Source organism: Streptomyces sp. NPDC087844, from assembly GCF_044742785.1.
GTDB lineage: Bacteria > Actinomycetota > Actinomycetes > Streptomycetales > Streptomycetaceae > Streptomyces.
This window is the reverse complement of record NZ_JBIUVD010000002.1, coordinates 136,300-154,573: the sequence shown is the minus strand read 5'-3', so window position 1 is coordinate 154,573 and position 18,274 is coordinate 136,300. Positions and strand designations below refer to the sequence as shown.

The 18,274-nt window shown below is 71.7% G+C and carries 9 protein-coding genes and 1 pseudogene; 1 reads left to right on the top strand and 9 read right to left on the bottom strand.

The features are described from left to right. Positions 1-19 precede the first annotated feature (19 nt). A complete protein-coding gene (locus ACIOKD_RS04320) occupies positions 20-991 on the top strand; it encodes an LPXTG cell wall anchor domain-containing protein (protein WP_402077973.1) in 972 nt (323 codons plus the stop codon). A gap of 171 nt (positions 992-1,162) precedes the next feature. Here the strand turns inward: ACIOKD_RS04320 and ACIOKD_RS04315 are convergent, their stop codons facing one another. The 9 genes and pseudogenes from ACIOKD_RS04315 to ACIOKD_RS04275 form a co-directional block, all read right to left on the bottom strand. Then, entirely contained in the window at positions 1,163-2,950 is a 1,788-nt protein-coding gene (locus ACIOKD_RS04315) for a GMC oxidoreductase (RefSeq protein ID WP_402077971.1), read from the bottom strand. A 91-nt stretch (positions 2,951-3,041) separates the two neighbouring features. Continuing rightward, entirely contained in the window at positions 3,042-4,679 is a 1,638-nt protein-coding gene (locus tag ACIOKD_RS04310) for a succinic semialdehyde dehydrogenase (RefSeq protein ID WP_402077967.1), read from the bottom strand. A gap of 266 nt (positions 4,680-4,945) precedes the next feature. Next, positions 4,946-5,221, bottom strand: a pseudogene (locus ACIOKD_RS04305) (serine/threonine protein kinase); the annotation flags it as partial. A 53-nt stretch (positions 5,222-5,274) separates the two neighbouring features. Continuing rightward, positions 5,275-6,717 carry a diacylglycerol/lipid kinase family protein gene (locus tag ACIOKD_RS04300; protein ID WP_402077964.1) on the bottom strand — a complete coding sequence of 481 codons (1,443 nt, stop codon included), beginning with the start codon at positions 6,715-6,717 and terminating at the stop codon, positions 5,275-5,277. Between the two features lie 412 nt (positions 6,718-7,129). After that, a complete protein-coding gene (locus ACIOKD_RS04295; protein ID WP_402077960.1) occupies positions 7,130-8,872 on the bottom strand; it encodes a serine/threonine-protein kinase in 1,743 nt (580 codons plus the stop codon). Between the two features lie 100 nt (positions 8,873-8,972). Beyond that, on the bottom strand, positions 8,973-10,598 hold the full coding sequence (locus ACIOKD_RS04290; RefSeq protein WP_402077957.1) for a serine/threonine-protein kinase: 1,626 nt from the start codon (positions 10,596-10,598) through the stop codon (positions 8,973-8,975). 275 nt (positions 10,599-10,873) lie between these two features. After that, entirely contained in the window at positions 10,874-12,670 is a 1,797-nt protein-coding gene (locus ACIOKD_RS04285) for a serine/threonine-protein kinase (protein WP_402079170.1), read from the bottom strand. A 276-nt stretch (positions 12,671-12,946) separates the two neighbouring features. Continuing rightward, positions 12,947-15,841, bottom strand: a complete 2,895-nt coding sequence (locus ACIOKD_RS04280) for a protein kinase (protein ID WP_402077954.1) — start codon at positions 15,839-15,841, stop codon at positions 12,947-12,949. Between the two features lie 154 nt (positions 15,842-15,995). Next, the gene (locus tag ACIOKD_RS04275; RefSeq protein ID WP_402077951.1) at positions 15,996-18,104 is read right to left on the bottom strand and encodes a serine/threonine-protein kinase; all 2,109 of its coding nucleotides are present in this window, start codon (positions 18,102-18,104) and stop codon (positions 15,996-15,998) included. Positions 18,105-18,274 lie beyond the last annotated feature (170 nt).

Genomic DNA, 18,274 nt, shown 5'->3' with positions numbered 1-18,274 from the left:
CGGACTTTTCGAGGTCTTCATGAAGCTTCGCCGTGTCATGGCCGCAGCGGCCACGACGGCTGTCATAGCCCCGCTCGCGCTCCTGTCGGCCCCGGCCGCTTTCGCGACCGACCCCACGCCCACCGGGACCGAGTCGGCGACCGTGACGCCGGGTGCGACGGAGACCACCGAGACCGCCGGGACGACGACGCCCGCCGCGACGCCCACGACGACGACGCCGAGCACCACGCCTCCCGCGGGCACGCCGACCTCGACCCCGCCGGCTACCAGCCCGGCACCGAGCACCACCCCGCCCGAGGCGTCGGAGACCCCGGACCCCGAGCCGTCCGTGTGCGAGGACACCAAGGTCGACGTCAGCATCACCGGCCTGCCCGGCAAGATCGCCGTGGGCAGCGGTTGGCACAAGTTCTCGCTGAACGTCCTGAACTCCTCCGACTCGACGCTCCAGGACCTCGACTTCCTCGCGGGCGCCTCGTCCGACGTGAACGGCACGGACCTCTTCAAGAGCAAGCAGGTGCAGCTCCAGGCCTGGAACCCGGACGCCAAGGTCTGGGAGAACCTCGACGACGAGGGTTACGCGGTCGGTTTCGTCGGCTACACCGACGAGCTCAAGCCCGACTACGAGGTCCAGGTCCCGCTGCGTATCAACGTGAAGTCCACCGCTCCGGTCGGCGCGGGCTTCTCGCTCGGCGCGACGATCTACGGTGACGACGACGCGGAGTGCACCGGCTTCGGCGAGGTCGCGTACAAGTTCCAGATCGTCGCCGCGGGTACGGACACCGACAACACCGAGCCGACAGAGGGCGGCAAGGCGCCGGTCAGCGACCAGAAGCCGGACAAGGCCAACACGCCGCAGGTCACCGGCAGTCTCGCCGAGACCGGGTCCAGCTCCGCGCTGCCGACCATCGGGCTCGTCGGTGGGGTTGCGCTGGCCGCTGGTGTGGGGGCCGTTGTTGTCGCTCGTCGCCGTAAGGCCGGCTCCGACGTGTAGTTCCGCCGTTCAGCTCCGCTACAGCTCATGACGCGTCGCTGACTTGCTGTATGCACGACAGACGAAGGACCTGCGCTCGGAGGGGGGCGCAGGTCCTTCGTCTTTCCCTGACTGCTTCTTTCCTGACTGCTTCTTCGGTGACTGCTTCTTCGGTGGCTACTTCTTCGGTGGCTACTTCTTCGGTGGCATCGTCGGCATGCCGAGGAACGGGAGCTTCAGGGCGCCGAAGGCCCCGGCCGGGACCGCGGGGGTGAGCGGCTCGACCGGTTTCAGGCGCTCGTAGGCGGCACCGGGCGCCGGACGCGGGTCCGCCTCCCCCTTGTTGGGCCAGTACGACATCGCGCGCTCGGCCTGTGCGGTGATGGTCAGCGACGGGTTCACGCCCAGGTTCGCCGAGACCGCGGCGCCGTCGACGACGGAGATGCCCGGGTGCCCGTACAGCCGGTGGTACGGGTCGATGACGCCCTCGTCGGCGGAGGCGCCGATCGGGCAGCCACCGAGGAAGTGCGCGGTCAGCGGGGTGCCCATCAGCTCGCCGACGTTCGAGCCCGCGAAACCGTTGATCTCTGCGGCTATCGCGGAGGCGCCCTCCGAAGCGGTCCGGATCTGCTTCGGGTTGGGGGCCCCATGTCCCTGGCGTGCCGTCAGCAGGCCCTTGCCCGCGCCCTTCGGCTTCAGGTACGTCGTCAGGGAGTTGTCGAGGGACTGCATCACCAGGCCGATGATGGTCCGCTCCGACCAGCGGCGGTTGGAGAGCGAGCGCGCCACGAGGGTGGGGTGCTTCACCGCGTTGACCAGCCAGGCGAACGCCCTCGACGAGCCCTCCGTGTACGGAACCTGGAGGATCGACAGGCTGCCCATCGAGTTCGAGCCCTTGCCGTAGCGGACGGGTTCGATGTGCGTGTTGGCGTCCGGGTGGATCGAGGACGTGATGGCGACCCCGCGGGTGAAGTCCACCTTCGCCTCGCCGGTGGCCTTGCGGTAGCGGCGGTCGCTGGTCTGCGCGCCCACCAGCGCCTCGGAGTTCGTACGGGTCAGCTCCCCCAGCCGCTTGGACAGATGCGGCAGCTGGCCGCCGTCCTTCATCCGGTGCAGCAGGGTCTGCGTACCGTACGTGCCGGCCGCGAGGACGACCCGGCGGGCCTTGAGGACACGCCCCTTGCGCCCCTGGCCCTTCCGCCCGCGGTCCGTGGGAAGCGTCGAGACGGCGAAACCGCCCTGCGAGTCGTCCGTGACGGACACGACGGTCGTCAGGGGGTGGACGACCGCGCCCGCCTTCTCCGCGAGGTACAGATAGTTCTCGTTGAGGGTGTTCTTCGCGCCGTGCCGGCAGCCCGTCATGCACTCGCCGCACTCGGCGCACGCGCTGCGGGCGGGGCCCGCGCCGCCGAAGTACGGGTCGTCGACCTGCTCCCCCGGCCGCGCCTTCGCTGTTCCGTCGGCGTCCTCGCCGTCACCGAAGAAGACACCGACCGGCGCCATGTGGAAGGTGTCGCCCACGCCCATCCGCTGTGCGGCCGCCTTGAGATGGACGTCGGAGGGGGTCATGGTCGGGTTGAGCCGTACGCCGAGCATGCGCTGCGCCTGGTCGTAGTACGGCTTCAACTCCTCCTGCCAGTCCGTGATGTCCTTCCACTGCGGATCCTCGAAGAACGGCTTCGGCGGTACGTAGAGGGTGTTGGCGTAATTGAGAGAGCCGCCGCCCACGCCCGCGCCCGCGAGCACCATGACGTTGCCGAGGAGGTGGATGCGCTGCAGGCCGTACATGCCGAGCTTCGGCGCCCACAGGTAGTTCTTGAGGTCCCAGGAGTTCTTGGGCAGCGTGCCTCGGGTGAAGCGGCGGCCGGCTTCCAGGACGCCGACGCGGTAGCCCTTTTCTGTGAGGCGCAGGGCTGTGACGGATCCGCCGAAGCCCGATCCGACCACGATCACGTCGTAGTCGTACGTTTCCTGAGGCACGTGTGCTCCTCGTTGAGTGTCCGTGCGGGTCGTGTGTGGTTGCTCGCGCAGTTCCCCGCGCCCCTGACGGGGCGCTCCTGACCAGGCGCGTCTAGCGGAAGCGGAAGGCCTTCATCAGCCTCAGGCTTCGGCTCATGAAAGCGGCGTACTTCTCGTCGTCCATGCCCAGGGACGGGGCCATCGGCAGCAGGCGTTGCTGGGCCACCGTCTGGGCCTCCGTGTACTTGAGGATGCCCTCGGAGCCGTGGCGGCGGCCGAGGCCGGAGTCCTTCATGCCGCCCATCGGCGACTGGACGCTGCCGTACGCCGGCCCGTAGCCCTCGTTGATGTTGACCGTTCCGGTGCGCAGGCGGGCCGCGACCTTGGCGCCGCGACGGCCGTCCTTCGTCCAGACCGACGAGTTGAGGCCGTACGCCGTCGCGTTGGCGGAGGCGATCACCTCGTCCTCGTCCTCGAACCGGTAGATCGAGACGACCGGGCCGAAGGTCTCCTCGCCGCAGACCGCCATCGGTGCCTCGACGCCGTCGAGGATGGTCGGCTCGAAGAAGTACGGGCCGATGTCCGGGCGCGCGACACCGCCGGCGACGACGGTCGCGCCCTTGGCGACGGCCTCCTCGACGTGCCGGGTCACGGTCTCCAGCTGGCGTTCGCCGACCAGCGAGCCCATCTCCGCGCCGTACGCGAGGGACGTGCCGAGGCGCATCGCTCTGGTGCGTGCGGCGAACCGCTCCAGGAACGTGTCCGCGATCGACTCGTGGACGTACAGCCGCTCGATCGAGATGCACAGCTGCCCGGCCGACGAGAAACAGGCGCGGACCGCACCGGCCGCCGCCTTGTCGACGTCGGCGTCCGCCAGGACCAGCATGGCGTTCTTGCCGCCGAGTTCGAGGGACACGCCGACCAGCCGGGCCGCCGCGCCCTGGGCGACCTCGCGGCCGGTGCGGGTGGAGCCGGTGAAGGAGACGTAGTCGGCGTGCTTGACGACCTCCGGGCCGATGACCGGCCCCTCGCCGAGGACGACCTGGAAGACGCCGGCGGGCAGGCCCGCCTCGATGAGCAGGTCACGGGCCCACAGCGCGGTGAGGCAGGTCTCGGTGTCGGGCTTCATCACCACGGCGTTGCCCGCGACGAAGGCGGGCAGCGCGTCGCCGACGGAGAGTTCCAGCGGGTAGTTCCAGGGGGCGATCTGACCGACGACGCCTCGCGGGTGGCGCAGCTCGGTGACCTTGGTGAGGGTCGGCATGGCGCCCGCGTGCCGCTTGGGGCGCAGGTAGAAGGGGGCCCTGCGGCCGTAGTGGCGGGCCGCGACGGCGACCGCCTGGACCTCCTCGTGCGCGTGCAGGCGGGCCTTGCCGGTCTCCAGCTGGATCAGGTCCAGCACCTCGGCCTGGCGGGCGAGCACGAGGTCGTGGAAGCGGAGAAGGACGGCGGCGCGTTCCCTGACCGGGATCTGGCCCCAGAGGAACTGGGCGGCGCGCGCCCGCTCGTAGGCGACCTCCACGTCCTGCGGGGTGGACTCGGGCAGGTCGGCCAGCTTCTCGCCGGTGAACGGCGTGTGGTTGGCGGTGCGGCCCGAGCCGACCACGCCACGGGTGAGCTGAGCGATCAGCTCCGGCGTGACCACGTCAGCGGCCGTGCGGGCGCCTTCGGGGGCGGGCGCGAGAGGGTTGGTACCGGTCTTTTCCGGGGCCTGTGCCGGGGCCTGTGCCGGGGCCTGCGAGTCCGTCATGAGCCGCAGGGTATGCCCGCCCGAGCTCTTTGGGTACCCGTCGGTAATAGGGTTTCACCGAGTACACACAAGGCGCCAGTGATCACTGGCAGTAAACGGCCTGATCAGGTCGTTGTCCGGGTGATGATCAGAGAGAAGCAGAACCCGGCCGAGAATCCGTACCCGGAACTCACGGCTCGATCTCAAGACGGTCCCGCGCCCCCTTGAACACCACCGTGCCCCTCTTCTCGTCCGCCGTTCCCTTGGGCATGTCGCCAGGAGCCGGAGGGCAGTCCGTCCTCCACGACCACGTCATGGATCGCGACGGCGCCGGGATGGTCCACACGCGCTGCCGCCCGTGCCTCGCGCTGCAGCCGGTGGTACGCGCGCTGGTGGGCCGCGTCCCGCGGATCGCCGGGCAGCCGCGGCTCCTTGACCGCGACGTCCCGCCCCACGAGTTCGTCCGTGGCCCGCCATACGGTGCCCATGCCGCCCGAGCCGATGCGCTCGGTCAGCCGGTAACGGCCGCCGACCAGGCGCCCCCGCCATCCCTCATGTCCCATCAGTACCGCGCTGGGACGGAGCTTGTCGATGTTCGGGCCGTGTCCGCCGTGGGTCAGGCCGTGGGAGGCGTCCGGTTCGCGGGCAGGGGCTCCTCCCGGGGCAGAACCCGGTGTTTGGGCAGGGCCGTACGCCCCACCGCCGCCGCGAGTTTGCGCAGCCGGCGCCAGTCCATGGGCGGCTTGGTCTCCGGCACGCCCGGCCGGTTCCCGGGGACGCGCACGCGCAGGGCACCGGGCTCGATCCGGCACCGTACCGGCGTGGGCAGCATGAGGGCCTCGCCGTCCACGCCGACCTCGATCTCGGGGCGGTCGGCGTCCACGACCACCTCGCGGGCCGTCAGCACCGTGAGCCCGGTGGAGTGCCTGCCCAGCAGCAGCCCGGCGGCCTCGGCGGCGTTCTCGACCCTGACGCCGAGGACACCCAGCACACCGGACTCCAGCCGCTCGCGGTAGCCGAGGCCCGCCGGATCGTCCATGCGGTAGGGGTTGTTGCTCACCAGGAGGGCCTGGGGCCCGTCGACGACGGTCGCCGCCGTGGCACCCCCCGCCTGCGGACCGGCGGCCGTGCCCGGCTCCTCCACGCGGGCGGTCAGCCGCGGCCCCCGCTGGTGCGTGAGCAGTTCGGGCAGCAGCTCCAGCGTCGTACGGACCTTGTCGTCCCGGTACTCGGGGCTCTGCACGACGACCGCGTACGCCCCGAACGAGGCGTTGTTGACGAACGGGTACGTGTCGGCGAAGCCGAGGTCGACGTGGAGTTCGACGCCGTCGTCCGTGAGGGCGTCGAGGCTCGCCGCCGGATCGTTCCGGTCGAGCCCCAGGTCCATGGCGAAGTGGTTGCGCGTACCGGCGCAGACGACGAGGAACGGTATGCCGTGCTCCGCGGCCACGGCGGCGACCAGCGCCTGCGTACCGTCCCCGCCCGCGACACCGAGCAGATCGGCGCCGTCCGCCACGGCACGCCGGGCGAGTTCGGTCACGTCCTCCTGCCGGTCGGGGTCGAGGAGGTGGACTCGCGCCCCGAGCTTCTCGGCCTTCTCCTTCAGCCCGAACCGCTCGACCTTTCCGCCCCCGGACCGCGGGTTCATGATGAGGAAAGGGCTCGTGGGGGCGGGAGTCCGGTGCTCCCGCACGCTCACCGTGTGCGACCTGGTGCTGCTGAGCGCGAACTTCCCGGCCCAGACGGCGACTCCCCACAGGGTCAGGGACACGATGACGACCCACAGCAGGTTCTCGGCGGCGAAGAACCAGACGACCGCGGCGGGTGTCGTGACGGCCAGCGCGACGGCCGCCGCGCGGGACGGTCCCCTGAGGGTCAGCACCCACCACAGGGCGGCCACGGTGAGCGCCGTGCCGAACGCGCCGACCGCGACGAGGAGCAGGCTCGCGACTCCGCCGTAGCCGAGTGGCAGCAGTACCGCGAGGGCGGCGCCGGTCAGGGCACCGCGTGCCGCCCAGCGCTGCCGGGCATGCGCCCGCCCGTCAAGATCCAGGCCCACGCCTGCCGCCTCTCTGTTCGCGCGGTTCCCCGCGCCCCTACAGGCACAAGATCGCGCCGTTCCTCGCGCCCCTGGAGACAGAAGCCCGCGCTGCTGAAGGCAAAGGCCTGCGCAGTTCCCCGCGCCCCAAAAAGCACAAGATTGCGCCGTTCCCCGCGCCCCCAAGGGCAAAAGCCCGCGCCGCTCTCCGCGCCCCTGGGGCCCTCGGGGGCTTCAGGGGCGCGGGGAACTGCGCGGGCGACCCCCACCGGGCCGCACCCGCCGGACGTCGGCCCGAGGCAGCAGTATGCCGCTACCGACGCTCACTCGACGCCTCGGCAAGCCATCGCCAACCGTCGGTAGCCGTCGCCATCGGCAGCCGTCGGTAGCCGTCGATAGCCGTCGATAGCCGTCGATAGCCGTCGGCAGAGGGTCACAGCCTGTCGATGTCGAGGTTCGCGATGGCCGTCTTCGCGACCGCCCGCCCGCGCTCGGCGAAGTCCCCCTTGCCCGGATATCCGATCATGAGCTTGTACATGTCGCCCGACGTCGTCCTGTAGTACAGGACCTGCATCTCCCGCGGACGCGGATTCTCGGTGTCCGTGCTGGAGTAGACGACGGTGTTCCGAGCGGCCTTGCGGTCCTCGTACTTGACATCGTTGGGATCGCTCCTCGGCGCGGGATCGGAGTCCATACCGAGCCCGTACGCACCGCTCTGCTTGTAGGCGGCGTCGTCCTCGTACATCTCCGCCGACGCGGTCCCGGCGATCTCGCCCGAGGTGTCCTCGGCCTTCCTGTCCAGCGACAGACTGATCCACAGGGTGCCGCTCAGGTCGGTGAACTGCACCCAGTGTTCGTCCTTGGGCGCGTCGGGCTCGGGCACGGTCTTCTGGTAGCCCTTCGGCACCGCCAGCGTGGCGCCCAGCGCCTTCACGTCGGCTTTCTTCCAGTCGTCGGGCAGCGGGCCGGCGAACGGGTCCGCGATCACCAGGTACGCGGCCACCGCCGCCGCGACGACCACGGCCCCGAGGCCGATCCATCCCTTGCGGCCGATACGGACCGGCCTGCCACCCGGTCGCACCCCGTCGGGCGCCGGCCGCTGGACGACCTGGGTGGGCGCGGGCTGCGGCGGTCGCGCGGTCTGCTCCAGCAGGGCACGTACCCGCGCGGCGTCCGGACGGCGGTTCGGATCCTTGTCGAGGAGGCCGTTGATGGCCTCGGCGAGCGGTCCCGTGGCCGCGTTGGGCGGAGCCGGCGTGGCGTTGAGGACGGACTGGAGCGTCGCGGGCGTGTTGCTGCGGCGGAACGGCGACACGCCCTCCGTGGCCGCGTACAGGACGACGCCCAGCGACCAGAGGTCGGAGGCCGGGCCGGGGCGCTGCCCCAGCACCCTTTCGGGCGCGATGAACTCGGGCGAGCCGACGAAGCCGCCCGTGTCGGTCAGATTCGTCTCGCCCTCGATCTGGGCGATGCCGAAGTCGGTGAGGACGACCCGGTCGCCCGTGCCGAGCAGGACGTTGTCGGGCTTGACGTCGCGGTGCAGGATGCCCGCCGCGTGCGCGGACTCCAGCGCGCCGAGCACCTCAAGGCCGATTCTCGCCGCCTCACGCGCGCCGAGCGTGCCCTCCTGGAGTGCGGCGCCGAGCGAGCGCCCCCGGACCAGTTCCATCACGATCCACGGCCGGCCGTCCACGACGGCGACGTCATGGACGGTGACGACCGCCGGGTGGTCGAGCCGGGCCGCGGCGCGCGCCTCACGGCGCATCCGCTCGGAGACATTGGCTCGTTCACGTTCGGGAAGATGATCGGGGATGCGCGGCTCCTTGACCGCGACCTCCCGGTCCACCGTCTCGTCCTTGGCCCGCCACACGGTTCCCATGCCACCGTGGCCGAGCTTGTCGAGCAGCCGGTACCGGTCCGCGATGAGGCGGCCGGAACCGGGGTCGTGCGGCGCCTGCTGCACAGGTTGCACGTGCTGTGCCGGGTGCGCCTGTTGTGTCGACTGCGCCTGCTGTGCCGGGTGCGCCTGTTGCTGCGGTACGGCCTGGGGCACGACCTGGGTGGGTGTGACGTACGGATTCCCGGGGTGTGGCACCGCGACCGGCGGGCGTGGCGGTTGCAGACCGAAACTCGTTGGCTCGTCGGGTCCGTGAGGGGCTCCCCCGTTGCTGCTCATGGGGTCCATCCTTATCGCGGCAGGCGTCCGCGCTCCACCCCGGGCGCTTTCCAGTCACAGACCCGTGACGCACGACGCACGCTTCGCGGTGATATGCGGCTCATGAGCCCTTACGTGCCACGGTGTCCACCGCGACGTCGAAGTACTCCCGCGCCTCCCGCGCCTTGCCGACCGGCGACGACACCAGCACGTCGTACATCCGGCCGCCCTCCTCCCAGCACAGTTCGTAGATGTGCCGCGCGCCCTCCGCCGCGCTGAAGCCGTCCCAGGTGAACTCCCACAGTGCGGCGGGGCGCTCGGAGCGGGTGGTCTCGGTGACCCGGCCGCCGCGGTACCCGGCGTAGGTGTCCGGTCCCTCTTCGGCGGCGCGTTCCAGCACCGCGAGCGGGCCGCCCGGTTCCGGTGCGGACACCTTGACGCCGATGCGGAAGGTCTTGCCCGCCGACATGTAGTAGACGCGCTCACCCTGCGCCTCGCGCGTGAAGCCCACGGGGACGGCGAGGGAGAAGCCCGCCGCGTCGCGGACGAGACGGTATCCCGTGGGCACCGTGCGGCCGGCGGAGGCCGTGGGCCGGGAGGCGGTGGCGGTGGGACTCGGCGTGGCACCGGTGGCCGTCCGGGAGGACGAGACCGAACCCCCCGGTGGTATCGGCCCGTTGTCGCCGTCGCCCATCAGCAGCGCCGCCGCCGACACGCCCGCCACGGCCATCGCCGCGACGAGGGCCGCCGCGATCAGCACGTTGCGCATCGACGAGGAGACGGCGAAGGGGACTCTCAGCGGGTGCGGCACGGCCGGTTCCGGAACCGGCGTCGTCGAGGTGCCGGGCTCCCGCCCCGACACGTCCCGCCGCGAGGGCGTATAGCCGGGCGGGACCTGCGGCATACGGCCCGTGTCCAGAAACACCCGTAACAGCCGCTCCGCCTCGGCCGCGTCGAGCCGCCGTTCCGGATCGCGTTCGAGCAAGCCGCGTACGACGGGGAGGAGGGGCTCGGCGGCGGCGGGCGGAAGTATGTCGTCGACGACCACCGCGTGCAGCGTCCCGCCCAACGAGTCGCGCCGGAACGGTGACTCGCCGCTCAGGGCCGTGCAGAGCAGTGCGCCGAGCGACCACAGATCGGACTCGGGCCCGGTCCTGACGCCCGACATCCGCTCGGGTGCGGTGTACTCGGGCGAGCCCACGAACGACCCGCTCTCGGTGAGCGTCGTCGAGCCCGCGACCTGCGCCACCCCGAAGTCGGTGAGGACGACGATGCCGTCCAGCGTGAGGAGCACGTTCGCGGGCTTCAGGTCGCGGTGCAGGACACCGGCGTCGTGCGCCTTGCGCAGCGCGCTGAGCAGGTCGATGCCCATCCGGGCCGCCTCGACCGGGCCGACGGGTCCGGACCGGGAGATGCGCTCGGCGAGCGAACCTCCTTCGAGGAGGTCCATGACGATGTACGGGCGTTCGTCCTGCTCGACGACGTCGTGCACGACGATGATGTGCGGATGCCGCAGTTGCGCGATCGCGCGTGCCTCGCGCAGGGTACGTTCACGCTGCAGCCGGGACTCCGCCGCGGAGAGCGAGGCGTCGACGGCGAGTTCCTTGACCGCGACCTGCCGGGCGAGCACCTGGTCCGTGGCCCGCCACACGACGCCCATGCCACCGCGGCCGATTCTGGCTTCCAGGCGGTAACGGCCCGCGATGACACGGGCGTTGTCCTCCGGTCTTTCCCCCTCGGTCGCCATGCGTCCCATCATGCCGCAACGGACGGAACCCTTCCGGGGTCACGCGACCGGGGTTGGCCGACAACCGACGCAGGCACCGACAAGGGCAACGATCTCCCAGGGCCGTGGGGACCGGCGCGGCTCTCCTGGGGGCGCGGGGAACTGCGCAAGCTTCTCAGGGGCGCGGGGCTGCGACACATGCGGCTGCGCCACCGGGCGCGACCCGACCCCACCGGCCCCGGCCGACAGAACCCCTGCCCACCCCGCGGCGCCGACACCCCCGGTGCACGGGCACGTCACCGCGAAACCGGCGGCTCCCACCCCCGCAGAACCGCGTCGAACTGCTCCCGCGCAGTCTCCCAGTCATCCGCGGGCGCGGACATATAGATCACGTACTCGACCCCGTCACGGCCGAGATACGCCTGTTCCATCGCCCGGCGCGGCCCGGGAAACTCCGTGTCCTTGCCCAACGCGGTCCAGGTGAAGTCCCACAGCGCCCCGGGACGGTCACGGAAGGTGTTGGACTCCAGACCGACCTGCCGGTACTCGCTCAGCCGCCCCGAGATCTGCTGTTCCAGGTCGACGAGATGCCGGTACGGATTGTCGAAGTCCGGCGAGTCGTCGATGGCGATGCGTACGAAGTGCTCGCCTGCGTCGGGCGTGTAGTCGACCTGAGTGCCCTCGACCTGCCGCTTCCAGCCCTTGGGCAGTACGAGGCTGAAACCCTCGGGGTCGTCGACACGCTCCCAGCCGGCGGGCACGTCACCGGTCTGGGCCGCCTCGGTCTGTTCTCCGTCGTCGTCCTCACCGCCCGAGGAGGACGGGGTCGCGGGGGACGAGGAGGAGTGGTCCGGGGACTTCGACCCGTCACCGCCCCCTTGTCCGTCCGCAATCAGCATCGCCGCGACGCCACCGCCGCCGAGGAGCGCGGCCGCCAGCAGGACCGCGGCGACGGTACGGAACCGTCGCCGCCCGGGCCCGCCGGCCACCGCCGGCTGGTTCGCGGTGGCGACGGCCGGGTCGGGAGCGGGCCGGCCGTGACTGCCGTAGGTGTCGCGGCCGGCCGGGCCGCCGTAGGGGCCCTGCGGATACTGGCCGCTCCGGGGCCCGTCGTATCCATGTGACCCGTGGGCGACGGCGTGGGTGGCGTCCTCGGATCCGGGAGCGGCGGCCTGCGCGGGCCCGTACGCGCCCGGCATCCCCTGGCCGTACGTTCCGCGCGGGTCCCGCGTGCCGTCCACGTGCTGCGTCGGCACATAGGCCTGCGCCGAGTCGGGTGTCCGCCCCTCCGCGGCCTCGGCGAGCATCTGCTCGGCCTCGTCGGGACCGGGCCGCTCGGCGGGGTCCTTGCGCAGCAGGGCGGTGATGACGGAGGTGAGCGGGCCCGCGTTCTCCGGGGCGTCGGGCTCTTCGCCGACGACGGCCTGCATGGTCGTGAGCGGTGTCGTCCGCCGGAACGGCGACCTGCCCTCGACGGCCGTGTAGAGCGTCGCGCCGAGCGCCCACAGGTCGGCGGACGGGCCCGGGTCCTGGCCGCGGATGCGTTCCGGCGCCAGATAGTCGACCGAACCGACTATCTCGCCGGTCCGGGTGATCGTCGTGTCCCCCTCGACCTGGGCGATGCCGAAGTCGGTGAGCAGCACGCGCCGGTCGTTGGAGAGCAGTACGTTGCCGGGTTTGACGTCGCGGTGCAGTACGCCGGCGGCGTGCGCGGCCCGCAGAGCGCGCAGGACCCACAGCCCGACCCGGGCCGCCTCCCTGGGCTCGATGCGTCCCGCGTCCTTGACGGCGTCGGCGAGCGACCCGCCCTCGACCAGCTCCATGACGATCCACGGGCGGCCGTCGTGTTCCAGTACGTCGTGCACGGTGACGACGGCCGAGTGGTTGATGCGCGCTGCGGCCCTGGCCTCGGCCCGGGTTCTGGCGAGGAGGACGGCCTGCTCGCTCTCGGACACGTAGAGCGCGGCCGTCAGCTCCTTGATCGCGACGGCGCGGTGCAGCACTTCGTCGCGCGCACGCCATACCCGGCCCATGCCGCCACTGCCGATGGAGTCGGCGAGCCGGTAGCGGCCTGCGAGAAGCAGGCCCTGCATCTGATTCACGTTTCCCCGCAATGCTCTTGACAGGGTCAGACTAAGGACCGACACGTGCCCAGGGAACCGGCGGGGTCCTACGGAGACAGCACTGTGACGGTTCCCACGGGAGGGATCGAGCGGTTGCCACCCGGTGATCGCGGGTCGGCGGGGAACCGGTGCCACGGCCGCACAAGACCCCTGACTGCGAGGTGTGATGACGCCGCATCAACCGGTGACCCGGTACGCCCTCAACCGATGATCCGGTACGCCCTCGACCAGTGATCCGGCACGGCATCAACCAGTGATCTGGTACGTCGACGACGCCTGCTCGTAGAGCCGCGTCACCTCGTCCCGCTCGGCCTCCGGACCGCGCAGCTGCAGCACGTGGTACTTCCCGCCGGCGATGACCACCAGGTTCCGTACGTAGACCTCGCTGCCCGTGGAGTCCTGCCAGGTGAACTGCCCCTCGGCCATGGCCCGTCCACCCACGTCGATCCGCCGCATCCCGCTGGACGTGGCCCAGGTCGAGTCGCGGAACGGCTGCAACTCGCGCTCGTCCTCACGCTGGTAGGACATCGGATCGCTGCCGAACTCCTCGGTCGTGTCGCGTCCGGGCACGACCAGCAGCTCGAACTTCCCGTGCGAGTAGACGACCTGACCGCGGCCGTTCCTGCCCGTCCGCTCCCAGCCGTTGGCGACCGCCACCCGGAACCCCTCGGAGTCCTTGCGCAGGGTGAAGCCCTGCGGAAGCTCGGGGCCGGTGGTCTGGGTCGTCGAACTGGACGAGCGCGTCGGGCTGTTCTTCCCGCTCGGCGGCTTCTCGCCCGACGTCTTCTCGCCCTGCGGATCGGAGCCCGCGTTCCCGTCCGACCCCGCGCCGGTTTCCCCGGAGTGACCGGGGGTGGGGACGACGACGTCCCCCGCGGAACCGGTGCGCTCACCGCCGGAGCCGGTCCTGGGCATGAACGCCATGGCGTACGCGACGGCCGCGGCCATGACGAGCAGGATCAGCAGAAGCAGTGTCCGGCCGAGCCGGCGGGGTTTGGCCTCCCTGCCCCGCTTGCCCCGCTTGTGCCGACCGTGGGGGGTGGTCGCGGGCAGCCCCGCACGACGCCTGCGGACCAGCTCGCCCCGCCGGCGTACGACAGGAAGCCGGGTGGGGTCCACCGGCGGTGCCGCTATGACGAACGTGCCCGCCTCCGGCTCGGGCGCCGAGCGCACCAGCGAGCGCAGCCAGCCCCGCAGTTCCTCGAAGTCCAGTCGCTCGGTGGGGTCCTGGCGCAGCAGTGACTCCACGACCGGCCGCAGCGGGCCGCACTCCTCCGCGAACGCGGGCGGCTCCGCGCACACCAGTTGCACCAGCTCGGCGGTGCTCTCCTCCGGGTAGGGCGCGTGGCCCTGAACGGCACGGAAGAGCAGCGCGCCCAACGCCCACAGGTCGGTCGCGGGCCCGATCGGCGCCGCCAGCTGCCAGTTCTCGTGCACGGGTCCGGCCTGCTCGGGCGCCCAGCGCTCGGTGACGGGTCCCACGACGGCCATCCTGGCCTGCCGGGCCCGCTCCGCCGCCAGCGCGGTCGCCGGGCCCCGCCGGGTGTCGGCAGCGGCGGAGGTGAGCCGGTTCCACTGCGTGGGAGCTGCGCCTGTACCTGTACCTGCACCTGTACCTGTGCCGGGCTCCGCGCCCGTGCCGGGGGCCGCGGAGGTGTGGTCGGCCGACGGCGCGTACCCGGCGCCGTACGCGACGGTCTCCGCCCGGCCGTCGGTCGCACCACCGATGCCGCCGTCGCCGCCATGACCCTCGTTGCCGCCATGACCGCTGTCGCCGCCGTCAGGGAGCGCGGGAGGCCGGCCCTGTCCAGGGCTTCCGACGGCCGGGGCCCCGCCGCGCGGCGCGGCGCCGTGCCACGCGCCCGGCAGCCCCGCCCCGCCCACCCCGCCCACTCCATACGGGTCGGCGATCTGCCCCGGCGGCGATGTGTGCTCCATTCCCTGCCCGGCTATCCGGCCCGAGATCGGCCCCGAGGCCTGACCGGTCTCCGGGTCGCTCTCACCGGACAGCGACCGCGGAGCGGGCAACGCCGCGTTCCCGCCGCCCCGCTGCTCCTCCTGCACCTGGGCCGCCGCGCGCGCACCCGCGCGGTAGGCCGCGATGGCTCCGGCCCGCGCGGCCCGTACGTCTCCGCCCGCCTCCAGCGCCCGCTGCGCCATGTCGGAGGCGTGCGCCTGTGACTGTGTCCGTCCCTGGGCCTGTGCTTGAACCTGTGCCTGTGCCTGTGTCCGCGGGACGGGCAACGCGCCTGCGCCGCCGCCCCCGCGTACGGCCTCGACCGCGGCGCGACCACCGTCCGGCCCACGCGCTCCGGGCACCGCCTGTCCGACGGAGCGGCCCGGGGCGCCGGACCGACCGAGCTGTCCGCCCGCGCCACCGGTCCGGCCCGCCTGCCCCGCCGAACCGCCCGCACCCGTAGGACCGGCTTGACCTGCCTGACCCGTCCGGCCCACCTGTCCTGCCGGGCCGCCCGGCGTTCCGGGCGCACCCTGTGTGCCTGCTTCGCCTTCGGCGGCCGGCACCGGGTCGTACCCGCACAGCGCCTCTTCCGCAGCCCCCGAGGCGAGTCCGGTGAGCATCACCCGGCCGTCGTCGCAGACGAGCACCGTGCGCGCGGTGATGTTCCGGTGCACCCATCCGTGCGCGTGCAGCACCCGCAGGGCGGTCAGCACGTCGGAGGCCACCTCGGCGGCCCGGTACGGACTCAACGGCCCGTCGGCGAGCAGCGCCGCGAGCTGCCGCGCGGGCACCAGCTCGCTCACTATCCACAGCGAGCCGCCCTCGGCGAACACGTCGAAGACCTGGTCGAGCCGGGGGTGGTCAGGTATCTGCGCCGCGGCCTGGGCGGCCTCGATGGCCCGTCGCACGGCCGGCTCGGCGGGCCGCCGTGTGGTCCGCGCGGACGGCCGCCGCACCCCGGCGTCCCGCGTTCCGGCGTCCCGCGCCACGAACCCGTCGGGCAGCCCGTCCGCGTCGAGCACCTCCGCCTCGACGACCTCGGGCAACGGCACCTGCCGGACCAGGACTTCCTGTCCGCTGTAGGTGTCCCAGGCCCGGGACTCGGCGAACTCGTACTCGTCCGTCGGCGGGAGCGGCAGGCGGTAGCGGTCGGCGAGCACCCGTCCCGCATAGTCCTCCACGATGCCTCCCCCGGCCGCCCGGTTGGTCAAATCCGTTCGCCATGCGTCCCGTTGTGGCTGCAGTTGTGCCTGCGTACGGTCCGCAACCACTCACGATACGTGCCGGAGGCAACCCACCATGAGGAGATACGAGATCTCAGTTGTCCCGTGCTCCTCAGGACTTCGGTTCGAACGACTTGGTCAGCGTGCGCCACGTGTCCTTACGAAGCTCGGTGTCCCATTTCGAGCCCTTCGCGGTATACATGAGCGCATATCCCTGGCTGTCATTGACGACGAAGCCGCGGTCTATGGACCGGTATTCCGTGCCGCCGTCCACATAGGTGAATTCCCAGTCGGCCGTGTTCCAGCCGCGGTAGTCCACCTTCTCTATTCGGATCCGCTGATACTGCGACCGCTGCATGTACTGCTCTTGGTTCTTCCAGTCGGCCACCGGGTCGTCCTTGGGCGTCGTGGTCCAGCCGACCAGCAGCTTCTGGCCGTCGGGACCGGCGAACCGGGCGCCGGCCGCACTCGTGGACTGGTATTTCCAGCCCTTGGGCAGGCCGATCGAGAACCCCTGCCCGTCCTTGTGCGTCGACTCGACCCCACTGCCCGAACCGCTGTTGGAGCCGTCTCCCGACCCACCCGATCCGCTCGACTCACCGGAAGCGCTCGCACTCGGCGTACTCTCCTTCGCCGTGCTCCCGCCGGAGGAGTCCGTCTTGTCGTCGTCGTCCGAATCGGTGCCGCTGTTCTCGTCCTGTTTGGTGTCGCTTCCCGCGTTCGCGCCACTGGACGTCGACTTGTCGTCGCCGCCCTTGTTCTCCTTGGATCCCGAGCCGTCGTCGCCACCCAGCGTGACGGCGAGGATCGTGCCGAGCACGGCCAGCGCCACGACGACGGCGATGATCACCAGCGTCCGCCGGGACACCACATCGGTGAGCGGGGCCCTGGACGTGGTGCCCCGCGAGTACCCGCCCCGCGAGTCGCCCGGATTTCCGCCCACCGCACTGGAGTTCAGTACGGAAGCGGCAGCGTCCCGGTTCTCGGCGGGAGCAGGTACACCGGCGCCCGCGTCGGTACCGGCTGCGGACCCGGACCTCGTACCTGTGGCAGCGTCTGACCCGGAGGACGGCGGCACCGCAGCCGCCCCGGAACCCGCGGGAGCCTGCGACGCGGACGCGGCCTTCCCGCTCGACGCCTCCGCGGACCGGTCCGCGGCGACTCCGGTACCGGCAGCGGCGGCAGCAGCCCCTGCCGCCCCGGCGCCCTTGCCCTTCCGCACGGAGCGCAGCGCCCCGCGCAGCCGGTCGCCCGGCTCCTCACTCTTCTTGCCGCCGCCCGAAGTCCCCTTCCTGGCGGGGCCGGAGGGGAGGTCCGGCAACGGCACGACCTTCGTCGCGTCCACCGGCTCCGGCTCGTCCTTGGGCTCGGGCGTGTTGATGATCTCGGTGAGCATCGCCCGTGCCCCGGCGTCGTCGAGGCGCTGCTCGGGGTCCTTGACGAGGAGCCCGTAGATGACGTTCTCCAGCGGGCCCGCGTTCTTCGGCTGCTCCACCGGTTCCGTCATCACCGCGGTGAGCGTCGCGATGGCGGACCCCTTGTCGTACGGCGGCACGCCTTCCACCGCCGCGTACAACAGGCCGCCCAGCGACCACAGGTCGGCCGCGGGGCCCGGCTTGTGTCCTCGGGCCCGCTCCGGCGAGATGTACGAGGGCGCGCCGACCAGCATGCCGGTCGAGGTGATGGACGGGTCGCCCTCGACCTGGGCGATGCCGAAGTCCGTGAGCACGACCCGGCCGTCCTCGGCGATGAGCACGTTCGACGGCTTCACGTCGCGGTGCAGGATGCCCTCTCGGTGCGCCGAACGCAGCACGTCGAGAATGGCGAGGCCCACCTCGGCCGCGCGCTTCGGCGTGAGCAGTCCGTCCTCGCGGATCGCCTCGGCGAGGGACTTGCCCTCGACGAGTTCCATCACGATCCAGGGCCGGTTGTCCTCGTCGACCACGTCATAGACCGTCACAGCGCTGTTGTTGCGGATCCTTGCGATGGCCTTGGCCTCGCGGAAGGTCCGTGTGATCAGTCGACGCTTCTCGTCCTCGTCGATACGTGGCGGCAACCGCAGTTCCTTCACGGCGACCGTGCGGCCCAGCGTCTCGTCCTCGGCCCGCCACACGGTGCCCATGCCGCCGCGGCCGAGGACTCCTCCCAACCGGTACCGCCCGGCGAGGAGACGCTCACTATCGTCCTGACGGGATGCTCCCGCCCGCTCCGCCTCCGACATGCGTCCCCTCATGCAACCCGCCCTGACAGAGCCTCCATTGTCCCCCACCCGGCCACCGTCCGATGCCCCGGGTGCCCCTCCTGGAGACAACGCTTCCCCGAACCGCCCCCCATCCGTGCCCCATCCGCCCCTCGGCCCGGCTCCTCCCCTGTCATGAACTGTGACAAGGG

Bases quoted from the DNA above. Each gene is read 5' to 3' on its own strand.
- ACIOKD_RS04310 (WP_402077967.1), bottom strand. From the start codon at position 4,679: ATGACGGACTCGCAGGCCCCGGCACAGGCCCCGGCACAGGCCCCGGAA.
- ACIOKD_RS04320 (WP_402077973.1), top strand. From the start codon at position 20: ATGAAGCTTCGCCGTGTCATGGCCGCAGCGGCCACGACGGCTGTCATA.
- ACIOKD_RS04275 (WP_402077951.1), bottom strand. From the start codon at position 18,104: ATGTCGGAGGCGGAGCGGGCGGGAGCATCCCGTCAGGACGATAGTGAG.
- ACIOKD_RS04290 (WP_402077957.1), bottom strand. From the start codon at position 10,598: ATGGCGACCGAGGGGGAAAGACCGGAGGACAACGCCCGTGTCATCGCG.
- ACIOKD_RS04285 (WP_402079170.1), bottom strand. From the start codon at position 12,670: ATGCAGGGCCTGCTTCTCGCAGGCCGCTACCGGCTCGCCGACTCCATC.
- ACIOKD_RS04295 (WP_402077960.1), bottom strand. From the start codon at position 8,872: ATGAGCAGCAACGGGGGAGCCCCTCACGGACCCGACGAGCCAACGAGT.